At 61.8% G+C, this 26,159-nt stretch carries 28 protein-coding genes and 8 pseudogenes; 29 read left to right on the forward strand and 7 right to left on the reverse strand.

Annotated features, from left to right (window positions below; translation table 11 throughout):
• From L0A91_RS04065 to L0A91_RS04095, 7 genes and pseudogenes are all read left to right on the forward strand, one after another.
• Window positions 1-2,034 carry an MFS transporter gene (locus tag L0A91_RS04065; RefSeq protein WP_235245960.1) on the forward strand — a complete coding sequence of 678 codons (2,034 nt, stop codon included), beginning with the start codon at window positions 1-3 and terminating at the stop codon, window positions 2,032-2,034.
• 96 nt (window positions 2,035-2,130) lie between these two features.
• Window positions 2,131-3,563, forward strand: a pseudogene (gene dop, locus L0A91_RS04070) (depupylase/deamidase Dop).
• A 75-nt stretch (window positions 3,564-3,638) separates the two neighbouring features.
• Window positions 3,639-3,782: a ubiquitin-like protein Pup gene (locus L0A91_RS04075; protein ID WP_397333789.1), complete on the forward strand. Its 144-nt coding sequence runs from the start codon at window positions 3,639-3,641 to the stop codon at window positions 3,780-3,782.
• A gap of 9 nt (window positions 3,783-3,791) precedes the next feature.
• Entirely contained in the window at window positions 3,792-5,195 is a 1,404-nt protein-coding gene (gene pafA, locus L0A91_RS04080; protein ID WP_235245961.1) for a Pup--protein ligase, read from the forward strand.
• A 90-nt stretch (window positions 5,196-5,285) separates the two neighbouring features.
• Window positions 5,286-6,176: an FKBP-type peptidyl-prolyl cis-trans isomerase gene (locus L0A91_RS04085; RefSeq protein WP_235245962.1), complete on the forward strand. Its 891-nt coding sequence runs from the start codon at window positions 5,286-5,288 to the stop codon at window positions 6,174-6,176.
• Window positions 6,143-6,274, forward strand: coding sequence for an FKBP-type peptidyl-prolyl cis-trans isomerase (locus L0A91_RS04090; protein ID WP_235246522.1), 132 nt, complete (start codon window positions 6,143-6,145; stop codon window positions 6,272-6,274). The genes L0A91_RS04085 and L0A91_RS04090 overlap by 34 nt, the downstream gene beginning before the upstream one ends.
• A 91-nt stretch (window positions 6,275-6,365) precedes the next feature.
• Window positions 6,366-6,742, forward strand: a pseudogene (locus tag L0A91_RS04095) (FKBP-type peptidyl-prolyl cis-trans isomerase).
• Here the strand turns inward: L0A91_RS04095 and L0A91_RS04100 are convergent.
• Window positions 6,690-7,762 (reverse strand): annotated as a pseudogene (locus L0A91_RS04100) (DUF3866 family protein). The pseudogenes L0A91_RS04095 and L0A91_RS04100 overlap by 53 nt on opposite strands.
• A 152-nt stretch (window positions 7,763-7,914) precedes the next feature.
• Between L0A91_RS04100 and L0A91_RS04105 the strand changes: the two are divergent.
• The 9 genes and pseudogenes from L0A91_RS04105 (at window position 7,915) to L0A91_RS18295 (ending at window position 13,897) form a co-directional block, all read left to right on the forward strand.
• Complete coding sequence (locus tag L0A91_RS04105; protein WP_235245963.1) at window positions 7,915-8,907, forward strand: YafY family protein; 993 nt, start codon at window positions 7,915-7,917, stop codon at window positions 8,905-8,907.
• Window positions 8,908-8,935: 28 nt separating this feature from the next.
• A pseudogene (locus L0A91_RS04110) lies at window positions 8,936-9,318 on the forward strand (hypothetical protein).
• Window positions 9,261-9,833, forward strand: a complete 573-nt coding sequence (locus L0A91_RS04115; protein ID WP_235245964.1) for a YafY family protein — start codon at window positions 9,261-9,263, stop codon at window positions 9,831-9,833. Before L0A91_RS04110 ends, L0A91_RS04115 begins: the two are co-directional and overlap by 58 nt.
• Window positions 9,834-9,927: 94 nt before the next feature.
• Complete coding sequence (tatA, locus tag L0A91_RS04120) at window positions 9,928-10,194, forward strand: Sec-independent protein translocase subunit TatA (RefSeq protein ID WP_235245965.1); 267 nt, start codon at window positions 9,928-9,930, stop codon at window positions 10,192-10,194.
• A gap of 17 nt (window positions 10,195-10,211) precedes the next feature.
• The gene (gene tatC, locus L0A91_RS04125; RefSeq protein WP_235245967.1) at window positions 10,212-11,036 is read left to right on the forward strand and encodes a twin-arginine translocase subunit TatC; all 825 of its coding nucleotides are present in this window, start codon (window positions 10,212-10,214) and stop codon (window positions 11,034-11,036) included.
• A 254-nt stretch (window positions 11,037-11,290) separates the two neighbouring features.
• Window positions 11,291-12,565, forward strand: coding sequence for a DEAD/DEAH box helicase (locus L0A91_RS18280; RefSeq protein ID WP_311197997.1), 1,275 nt, complete (start codon window positions 11,291-11,293; stop codon window positions 12,563-12,565).
• Entirely contained in the window at window positions 12,562-12,945 is a 384-nt protein-coding gene (locus tag L0A91_RS18285; RefSeq protein WP_235245968.1) for a hypothetical protein, read from the forward strand. Before L0A91_RS18280 ends, L0A91_RS18285 begins: the two co-directional genes overlap by 4 nt.
• The gene (locus L0A91_RS18290) at window positions 12,939-13,439 is read left to right on the forward strand and encodes a hypothetical protein (protein WP_235245969.1); all 501 of its coding nucleotides are present in this window, start codon (window positions 12,939-12,941) and stop codon (window positions 13,437-13,439) included. Before L0A91_RS18285 ends, L0A91_RS18290 begins: the two co-directional genes overlap by 7 nt.
• Window positions 13,343-13,897, forward strand: a complete 555-nt coding sequence (locus tag L0A91_RS18295) for a hypothetical protein (RefSeq protein ID WP_235245970.1) — start codon at window positions 13,343-13,345, stop codon at window positions 13,895-13,897. Before L0A91_RS18290 ends, L0A91_RS18295 begins: the two co-directional genes overlap by 97 nt.
• A gap of 12 nt (window positions 13,898-13,909) precedes the next feature.
• Here L0A91_RS18295 and L0A91_RS04155 read toward each other — a convergent pair.
• Window positions 13,910-14,843, reverse strand: a pseudogene (locus L0A91_RS04155) (5'-3' exonuclease H3TH domain-containing protein).
• 20 nt (window positions 14,844-14,863) lie between these two features.
• Here L0A91_RS04155 and L0A91_RS04160 point away from each other — a divergent pair.
• Window positions 14,864-15,337: an Lrp/AsnC family transcriptional regulator gene (locus L0A91_RS04160; RefSeq protein ID WP_235245971.1), complete on the forward strand. Its 474-nt coding sequence runs from the start codon at window positions 14,864-14,866 to the stop codon at window positions 15,335-15,337.
• On the opposite strand, the pseudogene ybaK reads toward L0A91_RS04160, so the two are convergent.
• From ybaK to L0A91_RS04175, 3 genes and pseudogenes are all read right to left on the reverse strand, one after another.
• Window positions 15,334-15,749, reverse strand: a pseudogene (gene ybaK / locus L0A91_RS04165) (Cys-tRNA(Pro) deacylase). The gene L0A91_RS04160 and the pseudogene ybaK overlap by 4 nt on opposite strands.
• A 98-nt stretch (window positions 15,750-15,847) precedes the next feature.
• Window positions 15,848-16,306 carry a hypothetical protein gene (locus L0A91_RS04170; RefSeq protein ID WP_235245972.1) on the reverse strand — a complete coding sequence of 153 codons (459 nt, stop codon included), beginning with the start codon at window positions 16,304-16,306 and terminating at the stop codon, window positions 15,848-15,850.
• Window positions 16,306-17,331: a KamA family radical SAM protein gene (locus L0A91_RS04175; RefSeq protein ID WP_235245973.1), complete on the reverse strand. Its 1,026-nt coding sequence runs from the start codon at window positions 17,329-17,331 to the stop codon at window positions 16,306-16,308. Before L0A91_RS04175 ends, L0A91_RS04170 begins: the two co-directional genes overlap by 1 nt.
• A gap of 82 nt (window positions 17,332-17,413) precedes the next feature.
• Between L0A91_RS04175 and L0A91_RS04180 the strand changes: the two genes are divergently transcribed.
• The 10 genes and pseudogenes from L0A91_RS04180 (at window position 17,414) to L0A91_RS19545 (ending at window position 22,873) form a co-directional block, all read left to right on the forward strand.
• Entirely contained in the window at window positions 17,414-17,707 is a 294-nt protein-coding gene (locus L0A91_RS04180; RefSeq protein ID WP_235245974.1) for a hypothetical protein, read from the forward strand.
• Between the two features lie 58 nt (window positions 17,708-17,765).
• On the forward strand, window positions 17,766-18,242 hold the full coding sequence (locus tag L0A91_RS04185) for a hypothetical protein (protein ID WP_235245975.1): 477 nt from the start codon (window positions 17,766-17,768) through the stop codon (window positions 18,240-18,242).
• 29 nt (window positions 18,243-18,271) lie between these two features.
• Window positions 18,272-18,496, forward strand: coding sequence for a hypothetical protein (locus L0A91_RS04190; RefSeq protein WP_235245976.1), 225 nt, complete (start codon window positions 18,272-18,274; stop codon window positions 18,494-18,496).
• Window positions 18,493-20,105 (forward strand): annotated as a pseudogene (locus L0A91_RS04195) (amidohydrolase). Before L0A91_RS04190 ends, L0A91_RS04195 begins: the two are co-directional and overlap by 4 nt.
• A gap of 63 nt (window positions 20,106-20,168) precedes the next feature.
• Entirely contained in the window at window positions 20,169-20,504 is a 336-nt protein-coding gene (locus tag L0A91_RS17205; protein WP_260115287.1) for a lysine 5,6-aminomutase subunit alpha TIM-barrel domain-containing protein, read from the forward strand.
• A 5-nt stretch (window positions 20,505-20,509) separates the two neighbouring features.
• A complete protein-coding gene (locus L0A91_RS04200) occupies window positions 20,510-21,715 on the forward strand; it encodes a lysine 5,6-aminomutase subunit alpha (RefSeq protein WP_260115326.1) in 1,206 nt (401 codons plus the stop codon).
• Window positions 21,708-21,839, forward strand: a complete 132-nt coding sequence (locus tag L0A91_RS17210) for an OAM dimerization domain-containing protein (RefSeq protein WP_260115288.1) — start codon at window positions 21,708-21,710, stop codon at window positions 21,837-21,839. The genes L0A91_RS04200 and L0A91_RS17210 overlap by 8 nt, the downstream gene beginning before the upstream one ends.
• A gap of 28 nt (window positions 21,840-21,867) precedes the next feature.
• A complete protein-coding gene (locus tag L0A91_RS17215) occupies window positions 21,868-21,993 on the forward strand; it encodes an OAM dimerization domain-containing protein (protein ID WP_260115289.1) in 126 nt (41 codons plus the stop codon).
• On the forward strand, window positions 21,983-22,486 hold the full coding sequence (locus L0A91_RS04210; protein ID WP_235245977.1) for a B12-binding domain-containing protein: 504 nt from the start codon (window positions 21,983-21,985) through the stop codon (window positions 22,484-22,486). The genes L0A91_RS17215 and L0A91_RS04210 overlap by 11 nt, the downstream gene beginning before the upstream one ends.
• Window positions 22,487-22,678: 192 nt before the next feature.
• Complete coding sequence (locus L0A91_RS19545; protein ID WP_397333847.1) at window positions 22,679-22,873, forward strand: hypothetical protein; 195 nt, start codon at window positions 22,679-22,681, stop codon at window positions 22,871-22,873.
• Window positions 22,874-23,024: 151 nt separating this feature from the next.
• Here L0A91_RS19545 and L0A91_RS19550 read toward each other — a convergent pair.
• Both L0A91_RS19550 and L0A91_RS04225 read right to left on the reverse strand, forming a co-directional pair.
• Window positions 23,025-23,536: pseudogene (locus L0A91_RS19550) on the reverse strand (DUF2254 family protein); the annotation flags it as partial.
• Entirely contained in the window at window positions 23,445-24,158 is a 714-nt protein-coding gene (locus L0A91_RS04225) for a DUF2254 domain-containing protein (protein WP_260115292.1), read from the reverse strand. The gene L0A91_RS04225 and the pseudogene L0A91_RS19550, both read right to left, overlap by 92 nt.
• 442 nt (window positions 24,159-24,600) lie before the next feature.
• Here L0A91_RS04225 and L0A91_RS04230 point away from each other — a divergent pair, with 442 nt between their 5' ends.
• A complete protein-coding gene (locus L0A91_RS04230) occupies window positions 24,601-25,200 on the forward strand; it encodes a hypothetical protein (RefSeq protein WP_235245979.1) in 600 nt (199 codons plus the stop codon).
• A gap of 331 nt (window positions 25,201-25,531) precedes the next feature.
• Entirely contained in the window at window positions 25,532-26,077 is a 546-nt protein-coding gene (locus L0A91_RS04235) for an apolipoprotein N-acyltransferase (RefSeq protein ID WP_235245980.1), read from the forward strand.
• Window positions 26,078-26,159 lie beyond the last annotated feature (82 nt).

Consider the following 26,159-nt stretch of genomic DNA (forward strand, 5'->3'; position numbering starts at 1 on the left):
GTGAGCGCTAACCCGCCGCAGACCGACGTCTTAAGCGAGCCAGCATCACACGAGATGTCCATGACCTCGGTGCGACTCATCATCACCGTGCTGGCGCTATGCGGCACGCTCGTTTCATTGCAGCAGACATTAGTGCTGCCACTGCTTCCGGAGTTTCCGCGGATTCTCAACACCACGACCGAGAACGCTTCGTGGTTGGTCACCGTCACGTTGCTGACATCCGCGGTCGGGACGCCCATCGTTTCCCGGCTAGCCGACATGTACGGCAAAAAGCTGATGATGATTTTTTGCCTTGTCTGCGTGATCCTCGGCGCGCTGATGGCTTTGGTCTCAAGCACCCTGCCCTGGGTGATTGCCGGTCGCGGACTCGCAGGTATCGGGACTTGCCTGGTGCCAGTCGGTATTTCCATCATGCGTGACCAGTTGCCTGCCGAGAAGGTCGGTCAAGGCGTTGCCTTGATGAGCGCCACACTGGGTATCGGGGGAGCTATCGGGATTCCCTTGGCTGGCGTCATCTCCGAGCAATGGGACTGGCACGCGTTATTTTTGGTCAGCGGAGCCTTTGCCGTCGTCATGCTGATCCTCGTCGTGATGATCGTGCCGGAATCGCAGGTGCGGACCAAGGGACGATTCGACTACATCGGCGCCGTCCTCCTGTCGGCAGTCTTGACGAGTTTTTTGCTGGCTATCTCCAAGGCTGGCGCCTGGGGCTGGGACGACGCCCGCACGATCACCCTCATCCTGGTCGCCGGCGCGATCTTGGCGGCCTGGGTGCCCTGGGAGCTTCACTCGGGACAGCCACTGGTCGATATTCGCACCGCAACACGACGCACCGTGTTGCTGACAAACTCTGCGTCCGTGCTCATCGGGTTCGCGATGTTCAGCAACTTCTTAACCAGCGCGCAACAGGTGCAAATGCCGATCGCCACCGGCTACGGCTTCAACCTCAGTGTCATTGAAACAGGCCTGGTGATGCTGCCCGCAGGACTGGCCATGGTGGCCATGTCGCCGGTGGCTGCCGGCCTCATCTCCCGCTTCGGCGCGCGCAGCGTCTTGATGGCCGGACCGCTGATCATGGCCGTTGGTTTCATCCTGCGCACGTTCCTCACCGGCTCGGTCGCCGAAGTGATGATCGCCGCTGGCATCACGTCGATCGGCACGGCGATGTCGTTCGCCGCGATGCCAGCGCTGATTATTCGCTCGGTGCCGATCACTGAAACTGCGTCTGCCAACGGCCTCAACACTCTGCTGCGGGCCCTAGGCACCGCCACGGCTAGCGCCGTCGTCGCTGCCGTCTTCTCGAGCCTGACCGTCACCGTTGGTCAGGCCGTCGTGCCGTCCTTCACCGCATACCAGGTGGTGTTCTATGCCGGTGCCGCGGCCGCTATTGGTGGAGCTGGCATCGCCGCCTTCATCCGGCGCCCAGTCGCGGCGGCCGCTGGCCAGGTCAGCGACAAGCCGGGGGACCGCCATCAAATGAAGGCGGAGGGCACCCATAGCGAGTGGATTATCACCGGGCGCATCGTTGATGACAACGAGCAGCCGATGAAGCAGGCGGTCGTGACCGTTCTGCACCCCGACGGTCGCCACCTGGACTGGAGCCGCACCGATGCCAGTGGCCGTTACGCCGTGGCGCTCCCTCAGGCGGGCACCTACCTGATGATTGCCTCGGCCGACGGCTGGGGGCCAATGTCTGGGCTGGTGGAGTTGGGCGACGGCGACTTTGACGTGATTAAAATGAACCGACGCCTGCGGCTGATGGGTTGGGTGACCGATGATGGCGCACCGTTCGGTGACGTATTGGTGTCGCTCATCCAGCACTCGGGCGACTACGCGGCGACCACCACCGCAGACACCGATGGCTACTACGACATTGGCCTTCCGCCGCCTGGCCGCTACGTGCTGACCGTGGTGCACGCCGCCAGTGGTCGCACTAAGTCCCGAGCGGTGCATGTTGGCTCGATGTCGGCCACGGTAGACATCGACCTCACGACTGGGGTGCCAGCGCAACTGCGCAAAATGGCGCGTTCATAGCGCCTAGGGTTGCCCCATGACAGTGCGCAGAGTGATGGGGATCGAAACCGAGTATGGCGTCGCGCTGCCTGGTCAGCCCGCCGCCGACCCCATCATGTGGTCCGGACGGGTCGTCCAAGGCTATGTGCGCTCCGCAGCCACCAATGCAGCCTTGCCACTCCCTCTGGCTGGGACTACGCCGACGAAACACCTTTGCGCGATGCCCGCGGATTCTCGATGGCCAGGGCCTTGGCGGACGTCAGCCAACTCACTGATGTTGATGACCCGATGATCGCCAACAGCGTGCTGTCGAACGGCGCAAGGCTGTATGTCGACCACGCCCACCCCGAGTACTCCTCGCCAGAAGTGATGTCCCCGCTGGACGCGGTGCGGTGGGATCGAGCCGGTGAATTGGTGATGCGCCAAGCCGCCGATCATTGGGCACAGTCGGGTGAGCCAGTGCGCTTGTACAAGAACAACGTGGATGGCAAAGGCGCCTCCTATGGCACGCACGACAATTACCTCGTCCCGCGGTCGGTGCCGTTCGCTGATCTGATCAGTGGGCTTTTACCCTTTTGATTGCGCGCCCAGCGATCTGCGGTGCCGGCCGGGTGGGGCTGGGCGTGGCCTCGCAAGGCGCGGGTTTCCAAATCAGTGCTCGAGCCGACTACATCGAAGCCGAAGTCGGGCTTGAGACAACCCTCAAGCGCCCGATCGTCAACACCCGCGACGAGCCACACGCCAGCCCATCGGTGCATCGCCGCCTGCACCTGATCACCGGGGACGCGACCTGTGCAGATGTTGGCACGTTGCTGAAGGTGGGCAGCACGAGCGCGGTGTTGCGGTTGATTGAGTCTGGTCGCCATCCTCGGATCGAACTCATCGATCCTGTCGCTGGGGCACGGACGTTGTCACGAGATCCGTCGTTCACTGCGACCGTGCTCTCAACCGACGGTAGGCGCTGGAGTGCCCTCGACATCTTGGAGGCTTACCTCGTGGCCTGCCGGGAAGCCGTTGCCGATGAGGCGCCTGGGTGGATTGCTGACGGCGACACTCAGCTGGTGCTGGATCGCTGGCAGTCGGTGCTCGATCGCTTGCGGGTTGACCCCTCCCAACTGGGTGCTCAGTTGGATTGGGTTGCCAAATGGAACCTGCTGCGCGGTTTTAAAGAGCGTGATGGCCTGAGTTGGGATGACCCACGTTTGCAACTCATCGACATTCAATACTCCGATGTCGACCTATCTCGTGGCCTGGCGGCCAAGCTGCGTGCTGCCGGCAGACTTGAATCGTTGGTGAGCGACGAGGCCGTCAGAGCTGCCATGGTGACCCCGCCATCAGATACCCGGGCGTGGTTTCGAGGCGCGTGCGTAGCCCGCTATGGGTCTGATGTGAAGGCTGCATCGTGGGATTCCGTAGTGCTGCTGGACCGTCATTCGCGCCCGCAACGGGTAGGGATGCCCGAGCCGGAGGGTGGCACCGAGAGCATCTGGGCCGCCCGTGTCACCACCAGCACCACGTCCGGTGACCTGCTAGAGCATCTGTCAGACTAAAGGTATGTCTGGACAAGAGCAGCAGCGACGCAACACTCCCGAGCCTGAGGAGCCCACACCCCGGCCCCCGCACCGGTGGCATCGGAGGCCAAGAAGGACGCTGAACTCGACTCATTCTTGGACGAGATCGATGGTGTCCTCGAGACGAACGCCCAAGAGTTTGTGCACGGATTTGTGCAAAAGGCGGCCAATAACCTCAAGCCAACCGGCGCCGCCTAGGGTGGTGACATGGATCGACGTGTGTATGGCATTGAGACTGAGTTTGGGGTCACCTGCGCCTTCACCGGGGACAAGCGGCTTTCCTCAGACGAAGTGGCTCGTTACCTGTTTCGCAAGGTTGTGACCTGGGGGCGTTCGAGCAATGTGTTCTTAGGTAACGGCGCCCGGCTCTACTTGGACGTCGGCTCCCACCCGGAGTACGCCACCGCAGAGTGCGACTCAGTCGACGACTTGATCGCGCAGGAAAAGGCGGGGGAGTTGATCGTTCACGACCTGGCCCTCGACGCTGAGCGTCGGATGGCCAACGAGGGCATTGAAGCCCGCGTCTACGTGCTCAAAAACAATGTTGACTCTCGGGGCAACTCCTATGGGTCGCACGAGAATTACTTAGTGCGACGTGCTGCTCCGCTCAGCCGAATCACCGACAGTTTGATCCCGTTCTTGATCACCCGCCAGTTGCTCACGGGGGCAGGTCACCTGCAAGTCACGGGTGAGCGCGCGACATACCAACTCAGCCAGCGCGCCGACCACATGTGGGAGGGTCTTAGCTCTTCAACGACCCGGTCGCGACCAATCATCAACACACGGGATGAGCCGCACGCGGACGCTGAGCAGTTCCGCCGCTTGCACGTCATCGTGGGGGACTCCACGATGAGCGAAACGACCACGAGATTGCGCGTGCTCACCACCGGGCTGTTGCTCGCCGCCATCGAAGCGGGCACGCCCATGGGCGATCTGAGCATCGCTGACCCGGTGCGCGCTATCCGGGCCGTTAGCCGCGACAAAACCGGGACTAAGCCGATCAAACTGGCAACAGGTCGCACGATGAGCGCACTCGAAATGCAGTACGCGTTCCTCGCCAAGGCCAGGAGCTTTGCCGAATCGTCTGGCCTGATTGAGCATGAAACCTATTCGTGGGCGCTGGAGTTGTGGGAGCGCGGGCTGCATGCAGTGGAAAGCGAGCAGTGGGGCCTCATCGACACCGAGATCGAATGGGCGATGAAGTGGCGGATGATGGAGCGCTATGCCGCCAAGTTCAGTCTGGGGATGGCAGATCCACGGATGCAGCAAATCGACATGGCCTGGCATGACATTCACCCCGACCGTGGGCTGTACAACCTACTGGCCAAGCGAGGGAATGTGGCTCGCATCGTTACCGACGCGGATGCCAAGAAGGCCATGGTGACCCCGCCGCAGACCACTCGCGCCAAAATGCGTGGCGAGTTCATCCAGGCAGCGCATCAATATGGCCGCGACTACAGCGTGGACTGGGTCCACCTCAAACTCAACGACGTCCCAGCCACCACAGTGATGTGTCGTGACCCACTAGTTGCCCGCGATGAACGGGTAGACCGGCTGCTAGCAGGCATTCGCGCTGGCACTCCCAGCCAAGATTCAGTCGCAGCGTTGTAGGGTTGGGGCGAATCCATTCGCTAAGAGAAGGAATGCGCGTGCGCTCTCCCGCTCAAGCTGCTTGCTCTTGCAGCCGCTCCCATTATTTTGTTGTCCGCGTGCTCGAGCGACGGTGGCGATGACGCAGCTGCAACGTCAGCGCCCGACAACGCTGCCGCTACCTCGGCTGGCCCAGATAGTGCTTCGAGCACTGCCGCAGCCAGCACTGACATCGCAGATGTTGACGTCGATGTCGCCGACGAGGATGGCGTGTCAGTCCCGAGCCTGACCTTGGGTGGCGACACCTTCGCCGACGGCGCCGTGCCGTTCAGCCTGGAAGCCACCGAGACCAAAGAGGTCGACGAGGGCGACGGCAACACTGTCGAAGCAGGCGAAGAGGTCACGGTCAAGTACCTCGCCGTCAACGGCACCACCGGCGAAGAGCTGCTGAGCACCTTCCCGACTGAGGAAAGCGTCGTGATGGACACCTCCTCGGAGCTGCTGCTTCCCGCATTTGCTGAGACGCTGGTCGGCCAGAAGGCTGGCTCTTCCTACATTTTGGGCATGCCGCCCGCCGACGGTTTCGGTGAGGCTGGCAACGCGAACTTGGGCATTAACCCAGGTGACACCGTCCTCTTCTACGTCGAGGTCATCAGCTCGGCTACCCCGCTGAGCCAGGCCGAGGGCGAAGAAGTTGAGCCGAAAGATGGCTTGCCCACGGTCGAAGCAGACGGCACGTCGCCCGCCACCATCACCATCCCGGATGACCTGGATGCACCAGATGAGCTAGTTGTCGAGCAGCTCATCAAGGGTGAGCGCGCTGAGGTTGAGGCCGGACAAACTGTCTCGGTCCACTACACCGGTGTGAAGTTCAGCGACGGTGAGCTATTTGACTCCTCGCTCACTTCTGGCACCCCTTCTCAACGGTCATTGGCGCAGGCCAGGTCATTGAAGGCTGGGATGAAGGCCTGGTTGGACAGCCCGTCGGATCCCGTGTGCTGATGATCATCCCGCCGGAGCTGGCTTATGGCGCAGCGGATGGCAACGAACTGCAAGAAGAGACATTGGTCTTTGTCGTCGACATCCTGTCGGCCAGCTGACTCAATGCACTGAAGGACGAGGTCGCACCGGATTGGTGTGGCCTCGTCCGTCTTTATCCCGGCCCAATCCCACCAGAGAAAGGTTGCTTTCATGAGCGAGAAGACCAAGCCCGAAATTGAGTTCCCCGGGGAGAACCCGCCGAGCGAGTTGGAGCTAGAGGACATCATCGTTGGCGATGGTGCCGAGGCCACCCCGGCTCCACCATTGCTGCGCACTATGTCGGTGTCTCCTGGTCCACCGGTGAAGAGTTCGACGCATCGTGGAACCGCGGTCAGCCGCTGTCCTTCACCGTTGGCGTCGGCCAGGTCATCCAGGGCTGGGACACCGGCCTGTTGGGCATGAAGGTCGGCGGACGCCGTCGGATCACCATCCCGCCGCACCTCGGCTACGGTGACCGCGGCGCTGGCAACGTGATCAAGGGTGGCGAAACCCTGATCTTCGTGGTTGACCTTGAGGACGTTTCCTAGAGGACTCATCGCGCGGGGCGTCTTGCAGCTGGTCGGCTGCGAGGCGCCCCGCTGCCATTGCTGCTAAGAAGGCAATCGGGTCATCGCTCAGTCCTCGGCCCATGGTCGAGAGTCGCACTGGCGTCTGGTCCAGTGCCGCTAGCCCATCAGCGCAGGAAACCGTAGCCACCCCAAGATGTGGCGCTGCGCCCACGAGATCAGCCACTTGCCGCTCCACTTGGATACGCAAATCCTCGTCAATGCCCACGCCGGAAAGGTCGGGCAGGGCCAAGGTCGCCGGACGATTCAGGACTCGCCCGTATGCGGTGATCGAGTGATGCGAGAGGCCCCGGTGACGTGGACGTGGGTCAGCGCCAGACAGCCGCAAGCAACCGATTGGCCGGCCGTTCAAAACGGCCGCCGCGTTCAGTGCCTCACCGGCAGCGACCCCGGAGAACCCCCAGCGAGTGCCCGTCCCTAAATTGCCTGGCCCTTGAGCGATGATCGCGATATCGGCCTGCACTATGTGCCGGGCGGCCAGCAGGCCAGTGTGAATCGTGACCGCCTCAAGATCGCCGCCATAGCTCTGGCCGGTGGTGATCACACTCGCTAACCAGCCGTGCTCGCGAAGCGTTGCTGCCGACCGTGAGAAGGCCGCTGGCAAGGCTCCGCCATCAGCCATCACGTAGGCGACTGTGAGGGCAGGGTTAGTGAGCCTGATGCCGGCAATGATGGCCGGCACACTGGAGTGCAGGTCGGCGACGACCACCGGCATACCGCCAATCGAGTCTGCGTCTTCAAGCACCTCGTGATGCGGACTCTCCTGGTCATCGACGCCGAGCACCATGGTCTGCGTCGGGGTGTAGCGCGCTTGACCAGGTGGCCAGGACCGCGGTGCGGCTCAGGCAGCCGATCAAGGTTAGCGACCACCATGGCCAGGCCTCCTGTGCCGAGGCCTTTGACGACGGTGGTGATGTTGAGCAGCACTTTGTCACCCACCTCCGGCTGGCCGACCTCAGCGAGGTAGGCCAGAGCGCGCATCTGACCGTGCTGCTCCACCTCGACGGTGAAGACCGCTGCACCATTCCAACCGTCGTGTTTGCCGCTGACTACTCCCAAGGCCCAATCGATCACAGGGATTACCCTACGGCTCAGGTAGCGTGCGCTCTATGGTTCGACCTAGTCCAGCAGCAGTGAAGACAGAGCGTCTGTTGAATTTGGTGATCTGTCTGCTCTACACCCGTCGGCCGCTGAGCAAGGCCCGGATTCGCAAACTTGTCCCGCAATATCAGGACAGCAGCCCTGATGCCTTCGACCGGATGTTTGAGCGCGACAAGGACGAGCTCAGGGAGCTGGGCATCCCGCTGCGCACCGAGGCGATCGTTGAATCGTTCGAAGACGACCTGGGATACCGCATCGATGAGCGCGAATACCGACTACCCGATGTCGAGTTCTCCGCCGATGAACTGGCGGTCATTGGGTTAGCCAGCCGAGCGTGGTCGCAGGCTTCATTGGCCGGCCCAGCGGCTCAAGCGTTGCGCAAGTTGCAAGCTTCGGGGCTGGAGCGCGACGACGCCAGTGTCCTCGGGCTCGAGCCGTTACTGCACACCGCGGAGCCGCAGTTTGAAGCCGTCCGCAAAGCGGTCGTTCAGCAATACGCCATCAGTTTTTCGTATCGGTCTGGGCGAGACCGCGCCCTCAGCGAACGCAAGGTTGAGCCGTGGGCGCTGACCAACTGGCACGGCCGGTGGTATCTGACTGGTTTTGACCAAGACCGCCAAGCAGCCCGAGTTTTCCGGCTGGACCGGTTCTCCGGCAAGGCCAGCAAGCTGCGCAAACAACGGACATACCAAGTGCCGACCGACCACGATCCGCGGGCGATGATCACCGCCAGCCAAAATGGCTCGTCCACCTCGGCAGTCCAGCTGCAACTGAGAAGCGGCAAGGGCGCGAGTCTGCGCAAACAAGCTGCCCGGATCGCCACCGGCGAAGTCTGGGACGAGGTCACCATTGAAGGCGCGCGGCTCGACCGCATCGTGCCCGACATCTTGAGCCTGGGGCCAGACGCAGTCGTCACCGCGCCGCAGGAAGCCCGAGTTGCCGTTCGAGCAGCCATCCAGCGGATCCTGAACACACACCAGGGGGTGAAGCATGACAACGTTCGAATCGGCCACCGCGCGCCTTGATCGCCTCCTCACCCTGGTCCCGTGGTTGATGACCAACCAAGGGATCGACTTGGCGGAGGTCGCTGCGAGTTTTGACGTCAGCCAAGAGCAGATTGTTGATGATCTACAACTGCTCTTTGTCTGCGGCACCCCGGCCACATGCCAGATGACTTGATTGAGGCATCGTGGGAAGGCGGAAAGCTCTATGTCGGCAATGCCGACACCATCGCGACCCCATTGCGGCTAGGTCGCGATGAGGCCTTGGCCTTGATCGTGGCGCTTCGTGCCCTCGCAGCCAGCACAGACCCGGCCAATCGTGACGCTATCGACCGCGCGCTGATGAAACTTGAGCAGGCATCGGGGAGTCCGGCAACGTGGCCAACCGGGTCAGTTTTGCCGTCGAAGATGATCAAGACGCAGCAAATCACCTAGAGCGTCTGCGCTCGGCGCTAAGTGATCATCGACGCGTCAGCATCACCTACCTGGCAGCCTCACGCGATGAGTCCACCGAGCGCGACGTCGACCCGATGCGTGTCGTCCAGGTTGGGGGCTACTGGTATCTCGAGGGTTGGTGCCACCGAGCAGACGACGTGCGGCTCTTCCGCCTCGATCGAATTGAAGCACTCACGGTGCTCGACCAAGACGGCACTCCGCCAGAGCATGCAACATCCCGCCCGATTGGCCCGGGCGTCTTCCGGCCCAGTGAGCAAGACGAGCTTGTTTTGCTGGTCTTGGAGCCAAGTGCTGCGTGGGTGGTGGAGCAATTCCCGGTGGAGAGTGTCGTCGAGTTGGCTGATGGCTATCTCGAGGTAGGGATCAGAGTGGCTGACCCACAATGGCTGACCCGATTGATCTGGCGGTTAGGTGGTCAAGCACGAGTGGTCTCTCCGGCGTCTTTGGTCGAATCTATTCGTCACGCAGCCCAGACAGCGCTGGCGCTGGGTTAAAGAGAACTCAGCCACAGGGAACACTCAGTGGTTCGGGAGTAGACTAGAAACGCTCAGGTCCCGTGAGCCAGAGATCAACGCAGAGAGGCACACCGTGTTAAGGAACATCCAAGGCTGGCCATTGGTCATCATCATTCTGGCCATCATTATTTTGGTGGGCTGGAAGCGCTTGCCAGACGCTGCGCGCAGTGTGGGTCGTTCCATGCGCATCTTGAAGTCTGAGGTCGAGCAGATGGGCAGCGATAAGGACGAACAGCCCAGCGCCGCCAGCACCGACACCGTCGACGGCGAAGCCAAGGCCGCCACTGATAACGAGTCTGAGGCGACCGCGCACAACAACGATGAGCGCCCCAACACTTAATCACTGATCGGTTAGCCGTGCCCTCTGTCAAACGTAAGCAGCGCGACCCCGAGGGGCGGATGGCGCTGTCGGAACACTTCATTGAGTTCCGCAACCGGGTTGTTGTTGCCGTTATCGCGACGATCGCTGCCGCCATCGTTGGCTGGATCTTTTACGACCAAATCCTCGAGGTCATTCTCGACCCAGTGACGGGCAAGACGGACGCGGACGGCGATCCCTTGGTCAGCACCAACTTCTCAAATTCGCTGACCGCGCCCTTTGCTATTCAGTTGAAAGTCTCGCTGTTCACCGGGTTTGTCCTTTCAAGCCCAGTCTGGATTTGGCAACTGTGGGCGTTCTTGCTGCCTGGCCTGAAGCCAAGGGAGCGCAAATTAGCCCTCTGGTTCTTTGCAGCTTCCGTGCCGCTCTTCTTCGCGGGTTGCGCTTTGGCTGCCTGGGCATTGCCGCAAACAACCGGTGTGCTGCTGACTTTCATCCCCGAGGCGGCAGGCACTGGCTTGTTGGACGGCACGATGTACCTCAACTTTGTGCTCTATTTTGTCATCGCGTTTGGTGTCGCGTTTCTGCTTCCTGTCTTTATGGTCGGGTTCAACAGCATCGGGTTCTTCCCCGTCCGGTTGATGATTAGCGGGTGGCGGATCGCCCTGCTCGCTGTGCTCCTCTTTGCTGCGATGGCGACCCCCGATCCCAGTTTGTGGACGATGTTCGCCTTGGCAGCCCCTATGTTCGCGCTCTACTGGGTCGCGGTCGGTGTGTCAGCGATCAACGAGCGCCGCCGCAAGAAGAAAGACCCGGAGTGGACTAAGGCGTCCGATACTGAGGCCAGCAGCATCGAGGCCTAGGGCCTGCACGATCTGACAAAGGTGCTGACGTAGCCTGAACCTATGGCATCACCAGCAGAACGTTATGCGGCTGCCCGGCGTCGGAGTGCTCGTGAGGCCTCTCCCGCAGGCAAGTTTGAAGCAAATCTCCCGTTTGAATTAGATGACTTCCAGCGCGAGGCGATTGATGCGGTCGCCCAAGGGGCCGGAGTGCTGGTGGCGGCTCCGACAGGATCGGGCAAAACCATCGTGGGGAGTTCGCTGTCGACCTGGCCTTGCGGACTGGTCGCAAAGCCTTCTACACGACGCCGATTAAGGCCCTCTCGAATCAGAAGTACAACGATCTCGTCGCGGTGCACGGCCCCGACAACGTCGGCCTGTTGACCGGCGACTCCTCGATCAACGGAGAGGCGCCGATCGTCGTCATGACCACCGAGGTCTTGCGAAACATGATGTATTCGGGGTCGCATACCCTGACCAACCTCAGTTATGTCGTGATGGATGAGGTGCACTACCTCGCAGATCGCTTCCGTGGCGCTGTTTGGGAAGAAGTGATCATCCACCTGCCTGAGTCAGTGCAAGTGATTTCACTGTCCGCCACGGTCAGTAACGCTGAGGAGTTCGGCGATTGGCTGCGCACTGTGCGGGGGAACACCGAGGTCATCGTCAGCGAGCACCGCCCAGTCCCACTGTGGCAGCACATGATGGTGGGCAAGCGGATGATGGACCTCTTTGTCCAGGAGCCGGGAAGCACCCCGGGTGAGGGCGGCACTACACGGATCAACCCGGAGTTGCTAGAGGCCATCCGGTCTTCGGAACGCGCAACGACCGGTTGGCGACGCGATGACCCAGGCGCTCCGCGCGGGCGTCGGGGCAAGGTCTCCAACAAGCACTCATCCAACAACGGCCCCAGTGGCGATCGGGGTGCACTCCCCGGTGGCACGGCTTCGCGCGCTCAAGTCATTGAACAGTTGGACCGGGCTGGTCTGTTGCCCGCGATCACGTTTATCTTTTCGCGGGCAGGCTGTGACGGCGCCGTCGGCCAACTCCTCTCGCGCAACACTCGCCTCATCCCGATCGAACGGGGCCTTGAGATTCGACGCAAGGTCGAAGAACGCGTCGCTGAGATCGGCGATAGCGATCTCAGCGTCTTGGGCTACCGAGACTTTGTTGAGGGGCTCACTCGTGGTTTTGCCGCTCACCACGCCGGCATGTTGCCGCTGTTCCGTGAATTGGTGGAGGAGTTCTTCACCGCTGGGGACGTGCGCGCAGTGTTTGCCACCGAGACTTTGGCGTTGGGCATCAACATGCCCGCCCGCACGGTCGTTTTGGAAAAGCTGGTCAAGTTCAATGGTGAGTCACACGCCCCAGTGACTCCGGCCGAATACACGCAATTGACGGGTCGCGCTGGTCGGCGGGGCATCGACTTCGAGGGCCATGCCGTCGTCTTGCATCGTCGCGGCCTTGACCCTTTGATGTCGCTGGGCTGGCCTCGGCTCGCACCTTCAAACTGCGCTCAAGCTTCAAGCCCAGCTATAACATGGCGGTGAATCTTGTTGCTCGGTTTGGCCGCGATGAAGCCGGTGAATTGCTCCAGTCCTCCTTTGCCCAGTTCCAGGCGGATGCTGGCGTTGTCGGTCTCACCTCGCAACTGCGTAAGAATGAGGCTGCGCTGGATGGCTACCGGGAGTCGATGACCTGCCACCTCGGTGATTTCGGCGAGTATTCGCGGATCCGGCAGCGCATCACTGCTACGGAGAAGTCCAACTCGCGCCGGCGCGCTGCGACTCGGCGATCGGCTATCGCGGGCAGCTTGGAGAAGTTGCACCGTGGTGATGTCATCCACCTGTCCAGTGGCCGTCGCCGTGGAATGGCTGTTGTCTTGGCCGGCTCCGGGGAGTCGGTCGCGGCCCGGAGCCAACCGTGCTGACGGTGGATGCACAAGTGCGCAGGCTGGGCGTTTCTGAGTTGGAGAAGCCAGTGCACGCCTTGGACAAACTGCAGGTGCCAGCGCACTTCAACCCCCGAAATGCCAAGTCGCGGCGAGATCTCGCCGCCACGTTGCGGATCAAGGTGCCCGACGACGCCCATCTGCGCCACAAGAGCACTGAAGCGGCCGACGAGGCGATGGATGAAGCCACGGCGGCTGAGCTGCACGAATTGCGAGCAGCCATGAAGCGTCACCCCTGCCACCAGTGCCCAGAGCGTGAGGACCACGCCAGGTGGGCAGCGAGGTGGTGGAAACTACGGGCTGAATCGGATGACCTGCAACGCAAGATCAGCGGCCGCACTAACACCGTTGCCCGCACTTTGATCGGATCTGTGACTTGCTGTCCGAGTTGGGATACCTCAGCAAAGACGGGCGACAGGTCACTGAAGAAGGCCAAAAACTGCGCCGCCTCTACACCGAGCAAGATCTCGTAGCCGCCGAATGCCTGCGCCGCGGCACGTGGAACCGCCTAGATGCCCCGTCGCTGGCTGGTGCACTCAGCATGCTGATCCACGAGCCACGCGGTGAGGAGCAACTTGAGCCCCGGATGCCCAACGTCGAAACGACTGAGGCTTATCACGAGATGGTCGCCGTCTGGTCGCAACTGCAAGACCGTGAGGCGGACAAGCGACTCGCCTCGGCCGGCCAACTCGATGCGGGCATTGCCTGGATGATCCACCGCTGGGCATCGGGTGGAAGCCTGGAAGATGTGCTCAAGGGCAGCGATATGTCAGCCGGAGACTTTGTCCGACGCAGTCGCCAAGTGATTGACCTCTTGGGGCAGGTTGCCCAAGCTGCCCAGCCGGACGTCGCTGATAACGCTCGCAGCGCCACTGCTGCCATGCTGCGTGGGGTATTGCGGCCGATCGTCTCGGCTAGTCAGGGCTCGTAGTCGTCAGGGGCCTTAACGCTGTAGGTCCAGGGCTGAGAGCAGTCGCCCGACAGAGTTCTCGATGCCATAAGCGGCAATGAGTTCTTCAAGGGTGGCTGGGTCCGCGATCTCGCGGGCAGAGTCACCGGGATGTTGGGCAAAGGCGCGTCGTCAGCAACTTTGACCACCTTGGGCGCGACGTCGAGATAGTCAGAAGCGGCCTCTAGGTTCTTTCGGCGTGCGCCTTTGATTGCCGGGTCGCCGTTGTCGACGGCAGCACGAACGCCGGCCAGCGTGCCGTAGGTCTCGATCAACGCAGCGGCCGTTTTGTCACCGATGCCCTTCACCCCGGGCAACCCGTCGCTGGTGTCACCACGCAGCGTCGCCATGTCAGCGTACGCAGCGCCGGTAGGCACGCCGTAACGCTCCTGCAGCGACGACTGAGTCAGCACTTCAGCATCGCGGACTCCCGCTTTGGCGGTATAGATCACCCGCACGGGGGCAACATCATCAATCAGTTGGAAAAGGTCGCGGTCTCCGGTGACGACGTCGACAGCGACCCGGCCCGAATACTGAGCCGTGTAGGTGCCGATCACGTCATCAGCTTCGTAGCCGTCAGAGCCAATGACGGGGATGCCAACGGACTCGATGACTCGACGCAAGAGGGGCACCTGGACATTGAGATCCTCGGGCGCGTCTTCCTTGTCGGTCGTGCCCTCAATCAACCGGTGCGACTTGTACGTCGGGATCGCATCGGTGCGAAAGGCTGGTCGCCAGTCGTTATCCCAGCAGCAGACCAAGTGAGTTGGCTCGAATCGCGTCACCAGCGTGGCGATCATGTCGCTCAACCCACGGATGGCATTCGTTGGGGTGCCATCCGGCGCGGGGAAGACTCCTTCACACCGAAGTAAGCCCGGTAGTACAACGAGGCCGTGTCTAAGAGCAACAATCGCGATTCGGAGGTCATGGCTCATAGGCTATGTGCTTATGGAGTCTTTGGATCGCCACATCGTCACTCTTTTGGCGCGTGAGGGGCGGATGAGTTTCGCCGATCTTGGCCGCAAGGTCGGTCTTTCGACCTCTGCGGTCCACCAACGGGTCAAGCGACTTGAAGACCGGGGCATCATCGCCGGCTACCGAGCCGAGATCAACCACACAGCCGTCGGGCTACCCCTCACTGCGCTCATTTCGGTGGTGCCGTTCGACCCTTCCGCGCCTGACGACATACCCGAACGGTTGACTGGCGTGCCACAGATTGTCTCGTGCTGGTCTGTGGCGGGCGATGAAAACTATGTGTTGCTAATCCGGGTACAGCGGCCCCAAGAATTAGAAGAATTGCTGGCCACCATTCGCGCCAAAGGCCAGTGCAGCACCCACACCACCGTGGTTCTTTCCACTCCGTGGGAGGGCCGGGCAGCGATGGTGCCAGTTGACCCGCCAACGGTGACGCCCGGGTCTTAGGCCTTGGCGATCCGCGCGATAGCTCCGCCGGTGAGCCGCAATAGGTCGTGTGGCGCTAATTCCAGATCAAACCCGCGCTTGCCGCCGGACACCAGAATGGTGTCGAAATTGTCAGCGCTTGCGTCGAGAAAGGTCGCCAACGCCTTGCGTTGACCAATCGGGCTGATGCCGCCAAGCACATATCCGGTGCTTCGCTCGGCCTCCTGGGTCCCGGCCATCGCCACTTTCTTCACTCCAGCCGCAGCTGCGAGCGCCTTCAGGTCAAGAGTCCCGGCGACGGGAACGATGCCCACCAGCAGCGTGGTGTCGCCCTTGACCAACAGGGTTTTAAAACCCGAGCAGGGTCGACACCCAGTGCTTGTGCGGCTTCTAGCCCGTATGACTCTGCGCTCGGGTCATGCTCGTAGGGCAAAGTCCGATAGTGCGCACCGTCGGCATCAAGCGCCGCGGTTGCCGGGGTCCCACCTGCGGTTCGCTTCTTTTAGCCACAGGCCAACTGTAGTAAGCCGCTCACCGAGGCTTAGGGGCGATTTGATCAAGTGATGCCTGGCGGCTCTTAGCCGCCCGTGCCATGGCGGCCTCGTGGAGGGACTCCGCGGTGCCACCATCTGCGCTAGCGCCGTGGTCACGCCACCACTGTTGCCCGGAGTCTGGCAGGGTGTAAATCGGGTCGTAGTAGACGTATTCGGCGCTGGTGACGTCGACGTCCTCTGACTCGATCGAGGTGCGGTAGTTCTTGCGCCAGTAGGAAATGCCGCGCTCGCGGTCATAGGTGTCGACCTGGTGCACCCAGCGCTTGCCGACGAAGGGGACATCACAGACGATGCGGGGTGTGGCAAACCCTGGCAGGTAGCCCATCAGTGAGTGCTGCAGCGCTTGCGCCTCGGCTAGCGAAAGCCGCCAGTGCTCGGCTGAGGGGATCATGTCGCACATGTAGAAGTAGTACGGGGTGATCGAGGCTTCATCCATCAGCGCAAAGCAGAGGTCGAGGAGGTCCTGGGTGCTGGAGTTGACCCTCGCATCAGCACGCCTTGATTGCGCACATCGCGCACACCGGCGGCCAACATGGCCTTCGCCGCATCGGCCACGAGGGGAGTCACCGATTGGGCGTGGTTCACGTGGGTGTGAATGGCCAAGCCAACACCGGACTGACGGGCTTTGGTGGCCACCCGCTCGACACCGGCCACGGTGTCTGGCGCCAACCAGTGCTGAGGCAGCCCCATCAGAGCTTTAGTGGCAAGGCGGATATCGCGGATGTTGGGGATCTCGATAACTTTGTCGAGAAACGCTTCCAAGTTTTTCCAAGGCATGTTGGCGACGTCACCACCGGAGACCACTACGTCTCGCACCGTGGGCGTGTTGCGGATGTAGTCCAGCATGGCCTCTTGGCGATCCATCGGCTTGCCAGCCAACTTCAACTTGATCACTTGGGGTGTTGAGTTGCCGACCAGGTCCATGCGCGTGCAGTGCCCACAGTATTGGGGACATGTCGGGAGGAGTTCGGCTAGGACTTTGGTCGGGTAGCGGTGGGTGAGGCCCTCGGTGGCCCACATGTCGTGCTCGTGCAACGAGTCACGGGTGGCATAGGGATGGCTGGACCATTGCTCCCGGCGATCGCTCAGCACCGGCAGCATGTAGCGCCGCACGGGGTCGGCATAGAAGGCGGCTGTGTAGTCAGCCCCAGCCTTGGGCATCACGCCGTCAGCCCATGTCATCTCGCTGACCATCGTGTTCATCATCTGCGGTGTGACGAGCATCGACATCGTGGCCCGTTCGGCCTGGTCACGCTCGAGGTCGGCATAAAACGCATCGGTGAGCAGATCGCCCATCAACTCTTTGAGTTGCTTGATGTTCTTCACACAGTGCGCACGTTGCCATTGCACGTCCGCCCATTGCTGCGACGTGACACCAGCCCACCCGCTGAACCTGGTCCAGTCTGGCTCAACGAGCTCATGCTGGCGATAGAGATACGGTTGCTCGATCTTATCGGCCATACGTGGCATGCTACGGAGAACGTCCGGCAAAGAGAAGCAATTGCGGGATAATTTATTGCACTGCCGCAATGCAGGAGGAGATATGACGGAGTCGTCACCTTTCGGTTTGCACCGGGTTGTCATGGAACCGGGCGACACTCCTGCCCTGCCGCAGCAAGCTGCCAAGGTCAATCCGACGGCTGAGATCGGGCCCGATGAGGTCCGCATCAGTGTTGAAGTGCTGAATCTAGACGCAGCGTCTTACCGACAACTGGCCCGTACTCATACCGATGTGACTGGAGCGGTTGATGGCTTGGCGCTGCGACGGCAGGTCCTGGACATCGTCGCCGAACGCGGCAAGATGCAAAACCCGGTCACTGGTTCGGGGGCATGCTGATCGGCACTGTGGACGCCGTTGGCGACGCGTCACCCCTGGACTCACGGTTGGTATGCGGGTGGCCACCCTCGTGTCGCTATCTCTCACGCCACTGCACATCAGCGATGGGCTGCGCGGGTGGGATGGTTTGACCGAGCAGGTGCCCGCTCAGGGGCACGCCATCCTCTTTGGCCGCTCCATTGCCGCTGAGCTGCCGGCTGACGTAGATCCGCGCCTAAGCCTGATGGTGATGGATGTCTGTGGCGCGCCCGCGCTCGTTGCTCGCGTCGTCAAGGACTATCTAGCCAACGGAGTGCGCCCAGTTGTGGCCGTGTTGGGCGGGGCTGGCAAAAGCGGATCGCTGTCGTTGGCGGCGGCCCGGGAGTCTGGGGCGGCCAAGACCATCGCCGTGGTGCCGCACACCGGCGAGCAACAACTGCTAGAACACGCAGGGCTAGCTGACCAGGTTGTCCTGGCCGATGCGAGAGACCCGCTTGCTTTAGCCGAGGCGGTCACCAAGCCGGGGGACCTGCCGACCTCACCGTGGTCTGCGTAGATGTGCCTGGCTGTGAGCAACCAGCGATCATGGCGACGAGCCAAGGTGGCACGGTCATCTTCTTTTCGATGGCGACCAACTTTTCGGCAGCAGCACTCGGCGCGGAAGGCCTAGCGGCCGACGTGACGATGCTGATCGGCAATGGATATGTGCCTGGCCACGCCGACTACGCAATGTCGTTGCTGCGAACAAGCGACAGTGTGCGCGGCTTGTTCGAATCTCGGCTCGCAAACGAGCAAACTGGTGACCTATGAGCACCCACACGCCTTCTGGCCGCACCCTGGTGACCGGCGCCACGATCTATACCGGCCTAGCGAGCGAGTCCGAGCCACCCACCGCACTGTTGAGCGACGGCGACCGGATCACTTGGCTTGGCTCTGACGCCGAGGCTCAAAGCCACGCGGCCCAAGAAGGTGTCGAGGTCGTTGATGCCCAAGGTGCCTTGCTTACCCCAGGTTTTTGCGATGCCCACGTGCACCTGACCATGACGGGTCAGGGACTCGACGGGATCGACCTCTCGCGCACGCGCTCGCTGGCTGAGGCCCTCGCGCTGATCGAAAGCGCCGCACGGCATACCCGCGGTCGCCCGATCTACGCCCACTCCTGGGATGAGACCAAGTGGCCCGAGCGTCGACCAGCCACCAACACTGAACTAGACCGGGCTACCTATGGCGGCGTCGTCTACATGCCTCGCATCGACGCCCACTCCGCCAGCGTCTCCTCAGCCATGGCAGCGGTAGCCCGAGTGCATGGCATCGACGGTTGGGACGGAGCAGGTGTGGTGACCCGCGACGCCTTCGCCGCAGTCACCAACGCGTTCACTTCCGGTATGACGGTGAAGGACCGGGAGCACTACCTCGACTTAGCGTTGCGCGCGGCCGCCGAGCGCGGCATCACTCTGGTGCATGAAACTGGGGCCGAACATCTGACGAACTATGACGATGTGCACCACGTCCTGGAGGCCGGACAGCGTCCGGGGCGCACCGAGACGGTGGCCTACTGGGGTCTGCTGGTGGACGACGAAGCCCGTGCCTCCGAATTGGCTCACCACCTTGGCGTCCTTGGGCTGGCCGGCGACTTGTGCGCCGATGGCTCTTTGGCTCGCGGACCGCGCACGTGCACAGTCCCTACCTCGACGACGATGGCGAGCCGACGCAAGCCTGCGGATATGGCTATCTCAAGAGCGAGCAGATTCGCGATCACGTCGTGGCCTGCACCCGTGCTGGGATCCAGGCCGGTGGCCACGTCATCGGGGATGCCGCGCTGGAAACCATGGCTGCCGGATTTGCTGCGGCTGCCGAAGTCGTCGGCATGGATGCAATACGGGCGGCGCAGCACCGCTGGGAGCATGTCGAATTGCCGAGCGCCAGCGTCATGGCAACCATGGCCGATCTGGGCATTTGGGCCAGTATGCAGCCAGCCTTTGACTCATCCTGGGGCGGTGAAGACGGCATGTATGCCGAGCGACTCGGTGTTGATCGTGCGCTGCAGGTCGTCCCGATGGCGGATATGGCAGCCGCCGGCGTCAACCTCGCCTTTGGCTCTGATAGCCCAGTCACGCCGCTCGACCCCTGGGGCGGTGTGCAGGCTGCGGTTAATCACCGCAACCCTGCGCAGCGGCTCAGCGTTGAGCAGGCCTTCGCGGCGCATACCGTGGGCGGCTATCAGCTAGCTGGCCGCGATGGCGGCAATCTGCGCGTTGGTGGGCCTGCCACCTACGTCATCTGGGATGAGTCGGCCCACGCCTGGCCACGCACCGAGGGTGGCCTTCCCGACTTCAGCCAAGAGGGTTCGCAAAGCACGCCGATGGCCCGCCGGACCGTTGTCAACGGCCACGTGGCCTTTGACCGAGAAGGAGTCTAGTGAGCACTCCGCACCGCCCCCGGTTCTCGACCTGGACCCCGCCGTCGTGCGGCGGGCAAGGAGTTGACCCAGCGTTTGGGGCAACCGGTCGTCGATATTGCCCGCTCGCATACGACTGTTTCGGTGGAGCGGGCCATGCTCCGGCTAGCTGGTCTATCCGGAGCAGACCACGAGCGGGTGCCGTGGGTGAACCACTTAGCCGAAGCGGTGCGGGCCGACGTAGGGCTAGAACACGGACTCGCATTGCCGGTTTGGGATGCGCTGCGCCGTGGAGAAGCTAGCGATCTTTTGACCTTGGCGCAGAAGTCTTCGGCGGGTGCCGTGACCTTCCGACTTCCGGAAAAGGGCGAGCGCACTCGTGCTGCCGGGCCGCCACCGCAGCCGTTCGCCCGGGTATGAAAAAGATGGATCAGCAGCGGCGAGCTCGGGAGCGGCTCATCAAACGGCATGGTGACCCGGTGCAGCGCCCGTGGATCTATCTCATCGTCGCCACCGGTGACATCTATGAGGATATGGAGCAGGCCAAAGCCGCGGCTCGCGATGGCGCCGACATCATCGCCGTGATCCGCAGCACCGGTCAGTCGCTGCTTGACTATGTGCCCGAGGGCGCCACCCGAGAGGGCTTCGCTGGCACCTATGCCACCCAAGAGAACTTCCGACTCATGCGCGGGGCGCTTGATGAGGTCTCCGCAGAGCTAGGCAGGTATATCCGCCTGACGAACTATGCCTCCGGTCTATGTATGCCAGAGATAGCGGCGCTCGCAGGTATGGAGCGCCTCGACATGATGCTGAACGACTCGATGTACGGCATCCTGTTTCGCGACATCAACCCCATCCGCACGTTTGTTGACCAGCGGTTTTCACGGCAGGTGCATGCGCGTGCAGGCATCATCATCAACACCGGCGAAGACAACTACCTGACAACGGCGGACGCTGTTGACGCTGCCCACACCGTGACCGTGTCACAGCTAATGAACGAGTTCTTCGGCAAGGAAGCGGGCCTGGAGAACTGGCAACTTGGGCTAGGCCACGCCTTCGAGATCAACCCCGAAGTGCCTGAGTCCTTCCGCCTCGAACTCGCCCATGCTCTGTTGGCTCGACAGCTCTTCCCAGATGCTCCACTGAAGTGGATGCCACCGACCAAACACATGACCGGAGACATCTTCAAGGGCTACCTGCTGGACGGGTTCTTCAACTTGGCCGGTGCCATGACCGGACAGTCGATCCTGCTGGTTGGCATGATGACCGAAGCCGTTGTCACCCCATTCCTGTCCGACCGCGGGTTGGCCTTGAGCAACGTTCGCTATGTGCTGAAAGCCGCCGGCAACTTCACTGAGGACTTCAGCCCGCCACCGAATGGCTTCATCCAGAACCGGTCACGCGAGGTGCTTGGCGAAGCCGTCGATCTGCTTGACCACATCACTTCCCAAGACGCACCGGCTGGCTCGACGCCGTTGCTGGAAGCGATCGCCATCGGGACCTTCGGGCACATGAAGCGTCCCGCAACCGCAGGCAAAGGCTTGGAAGGTGTGGCCATCAAGGCAGAGGGCTACTGCAATCCGGCGATTGATTTGTTAGAAGCTGACGGCTGGGGAGTGCCCCATGAGTGACGTGATTAGGCCCTACGGCGACACCACCGGTGACGGCATGGTCCAGGTGTCCTTTACCTTGCCGATCCCGCACGACAAACGCGCCGAAGGCGCTGCGCTGCAATGGCCACCAAGATGGGACTGATCCCGGCGATGCTGGTGCACGCGACCCCATGGGCGCGTCGCATACCTTTTTTGTCGTGTATGGCAGCGCCACACACCTCGTTGATCTAGACGCCGTGCAGGTGGTTGAGCGGGATTACCTTGCTCTCGGCCAAGGACGTCAACATGAGCATTAAGAAGTCACTGCGCCGGCCGCTGGTCGTGGTGGGTGCCTGCATCGGCACTGATGCGCACACTGTCGGAATCGATGCAATCCTCAACATCAAGGGCTTTGCGGGGGAGAAGGGCCTGGAGTACTACTCCGAGATCCAAGTCGTGAACCTTGGTGCTCAAGTGCTCGTCCCCGACCTGGTGGAGAAGGCCCGTGCAGCACATGCGGACGCCGTCTTGGTGAGCCAGGTCGTCACGCAGCGGGATGCTCATATCCACAACACGACGACCATGTCGGCGGCGTTTCGAGAGGCCTACCCGAGCGGCAAAGTGCCGCTGCTCGTCGTGGGAGGCCCACGCTTTGATGAGTCAGCAACAGATGAACTGGGCGTCGACCGGATCTTTGGCCGAGGCACCACGCCTTCGGAGGTGGCGTCTTACTTGGTCCATGCCATGTCGAGCAGGGCACCCCAACGGGCCAGCAAGCGCCAGCCCAAGGTCAAGGAGGTCAAGCCATGACGACAGCCGTCGTTGGAGCCAGCGTCACTCACCGTCGGTACGTGCCCTACTCGCACGCACACTACGCCGGTAATCTGGTCGACGGCGCATACAGTCTCGGACTGTTTGGCGACGTTGCCACTGAATTGTATCCGCACCGACGGTGACGAGGGGCTCTTTGCCTCCTACAGCGACGTCCAATTCGTGGCGCCCGTGCGCGCCGGCGATTGCATCGAGGTCACGGCATCGCTCGTGCGTGTCGGTAGCCGTAGCCGTGAGATGGAGTTCAGCGTGACGGTGACAACCAGGGCCGCTGGCGGTGGGCCAGAATCGGCCGCCGAAGTGCTCGAGCCTGCCCTTGTTGCCACGACGGCTCGCGGTGTCGTCGTGGTGCCAGCAAAGACCTAGGCAGACTGGGCCGACCGGGCCTTTGGGCAACCTGGAAGCGCTTCTCCTCGAGGGCTTCGCGGTGCTTAGGGGAAGCAGTAGCCGACAGTTGCTCCAACATCAGGTCCAGGCGGCGAGGCACCTGGATGCTGGAGGCACCCCAGTGCGCGATCTCATCGACGCAGAGATCAAGAACGTCGCGGAAACCCCATTCGGCCATCGTGAGCCGAGTGACGCCTTCGGAGTCAGTCCGGGCAGGGCTCGGGTCCACGCGCGGTGCTAAATCAGCCAGCAGAGTATGCAGTTGGTCGATGACCTGAATCGCGGTGGTCGGGTCGTTCACCCAGGGGAGAGCGCCTTGTCGGCGATATCGACGAGTTGTCGCAGCCCAAAGGAAATGTCTTGCTCCATGGTCCGGCGCCAACCCACCTCGATCTCCGCAGAGGTGTTCTTGTCCCAACTAACGCTGGGGTGATCGGTGCCGCCGTGAACGACGGCCATCGGTTCGTTCTCGACCAGATACGTCCCGAGTGGCTGCAGCAGCTCAATGTGGACTTCGTGCTGCTTAGCCAGCGAGATCAGTCCACGAGCATCAATGTAGTTCACATAGCCACTCGTCGGAGCGACCACCGTGTGAGGCACCCCGGAGGCCCTCGGCGTCATTGACCAGCGTGGCGGGTTCATCTCGTTCCTTGGCGCTGCGCTTCAGCAGTGAACCTGTCTCCTTGCCCACTGTCTGAATGATCGTGTCCACAGAGATGGCCTGCGTGATGTGATGGATGAAGGCAAGAAAGATGCCCACCGACAACAGGACCAGCAGGAAGGCAATGGTGACCCCAATCTGAGGCACCGAAGACGCGCCATCAACTGGCGTTCCGGCTACGGACCGCATCAAGGTCAGTGCATAGACAAAGGATGCGGTGAAGATTCCGAGGGTAAATTGCGGGACTCGCTCGTCCAGGAAGGTGCGCAGCACCCGCGGAGAGAACTGACTACTAGCCAGTTGCAGCACCACGATAGTGATGGAGAAGACCAAGCCAGTCACCGAGATCATTGCTCCAGCGATGCTGGACAAGAACGTACGAGCTCCTTCTGGGCCAGCTTGGAATAGCAACGGCACATACTGCGACAGGGTTGAGTCCAGACTCGGGACGAAGATGCCAGCAATCAGGGCTCCAACGCACCACAAAGCTGGAATGACCCAGAATGGCTCAAACGCCCTGCGCAATAGCCTCTTGGCCCCTAGCGCGTTTTTGCTCGGCGCCGGGGTTGGTGCTGCTACCCCTGGCTCCTGTGATGCGGTCACGGTTCCTCCTTGTTTGTTCAGCAGATCATGGTTGCACATCGCCTGCGATTCAACGCGGTCGGAGCCGCGGCGTGTCCAGTGCAACACGCCGCTCGACAGGAATTTCTCCGATTTTTGCTTTGTGCTCAGCGGCTTTTTGACCTGGGAAAACGCCCGCGTCTTGTGCCATGAGGGCGCTTGCCACCCCACTGAGAGGTCGCTAAGTTACTTCTAAGTCCGTGCGCCACCACGTACTCCTGTGCCCAAGATTGGGCCGCAAAGTTTTGGGGGCAACGGACAATGGTAGGACCCAGGTGCTTAGTAGATAACAAGCCAGCGGTGACAACCAGTCGTTTCTGACTTGGCACCAACGGCACCTGGGTCCTCCTTCAGGCGGCTCGCTTACAGTGGTGCCGTGTTGTTGAGACTTCTCCTATCGCTAGCCTCCGGTTTGATGGTCTGGTTGGCGTTCCCTCGCTTTGACCTGTGGTTTTTGGCGATCTTCGGAATGGGCCTGTTGTCCTGGGTCTTGCTGGGAGTAGGAGCCAAGCGGGGTGCTTTGTTGGGGTTCGTTGCGGGCCTGGCTCTATTTATTCCGCTGTTGTCCTGGTCAGGCATCTATGTCGGGGCGCTGCCCTGGATAGCCCTAGCGACTCTCTCGGCGTTGTACGTCGCTATATTTGGCCTGTTGGCTGGATATCTGCAGTCAGATCGCGGTCTGTTGGGGACTGCGCGGGTTCGTCCCGTGGCCGTGGGACTGGCCTGGGTTGCGGCCGAGCTAGGACGCTCAACGACGCCCTTTGGCGGATTCCCGTGGGCCCGGCTTGGGTTTAGCCAAGCGGACTCGCCGATCGTTGGTGTTGCTCGTTGGCTGGGTGTGCCAGGGGTGAGTTTCGTGGTCGTCGTGATCGGCGCCACCATCGCCCTCGTTGCTCAGTCCTTGCTCGTGAAGCTGGATGCTTCTGCACCAGGGAAGGGTAACAACGTAGAGAGCAAGAGCCGGTTCGGCGTGGCTGCAGTCGCGAGCCTGGCCGTCGTGGCACTTCTGTTGGGCCCTTGCTGATCCCTCGGCCCATCGATGGAGACCCAGTCAATGTCCTGGGCGTTCAGGGTAATGTGCCCGAGTTGACCCTTGAGTTCAATGCACAGCGGCGCGCCGTATTGGACAATCACGCCAACGGCACGCTGAACGCCGCCGAGCTTGTCGCGCAGGGTGAGATTGCACAACCCGACTTAGTGATCTGGCCGGAAAACGCTTCTGACATTGACCCGATCCGCAATGGTGATGCCGCGGTCGTGATCGATGAAGCACTAACGACCATTGATGCTCCACTGATTGTGGGCGCGGTCCTGCAGGAGCCAGAGGGTATGTCAGCAACGCCAGCCTGCTGTACGTGCCGGGCGAGGGGATTGTCGATCGCTACGTCAAGCAGCGCCCGGTGCCCTTCGCCGAGTACATTCCCTACCGCGACTTCTTCCGCTTCTTTTCAGACAAGGTTGACCTCGTCACCACAGACTTCGCCAAGGGAGAAGAAAGTGGGCTAGTCACTGTGCCGTTGGCCAGCGGAGACGACCTGCCCGTCGGCATCGGCATTTGCTTCGAGGTCGTGATTGACGACGTCATGCGGCAATCAGTGCTGGACGGCGCCCAGATCATGGCCGTGCCCACCAACAACGCGACGTTCGGGCTGACGGATGAATCAGAGCAACAGTTGGCCGCCTCGAGAGTGAAAGCCATCGAGCTAGGGCGACCCATCGTGCATATCAGCACGGTGGGGGTCAGCGGGCTCGTCAGCCCAGACGGCAGCGTGACAGAAAAGACTGAACTCTTCACTGCTGGCCTCATTAGTGGCGAGATTCCGCGGCGTACCGAGATCACACCGGCCGTGCGCTGGGGCTTTGGCCGCAAGGGATCGCCTTGGCTGGGCTCGCCGCATTGATCGCCGGAGTCTCCATTCGTCGCGCCGACAACGATTAAGGTATCCCGGTGAAAGATAGGCAGACTCTGGCCAAGGTATGCGT

The organism is Ornithinimicrobium sp. INDO-MA30-4, assembly GCF_021535045.1.
Lineage (GTDB): Bacteria > Actinomycetota > Actinomycetes > Actinomycetales > Dermatophilaceae > Ornithinicoccus.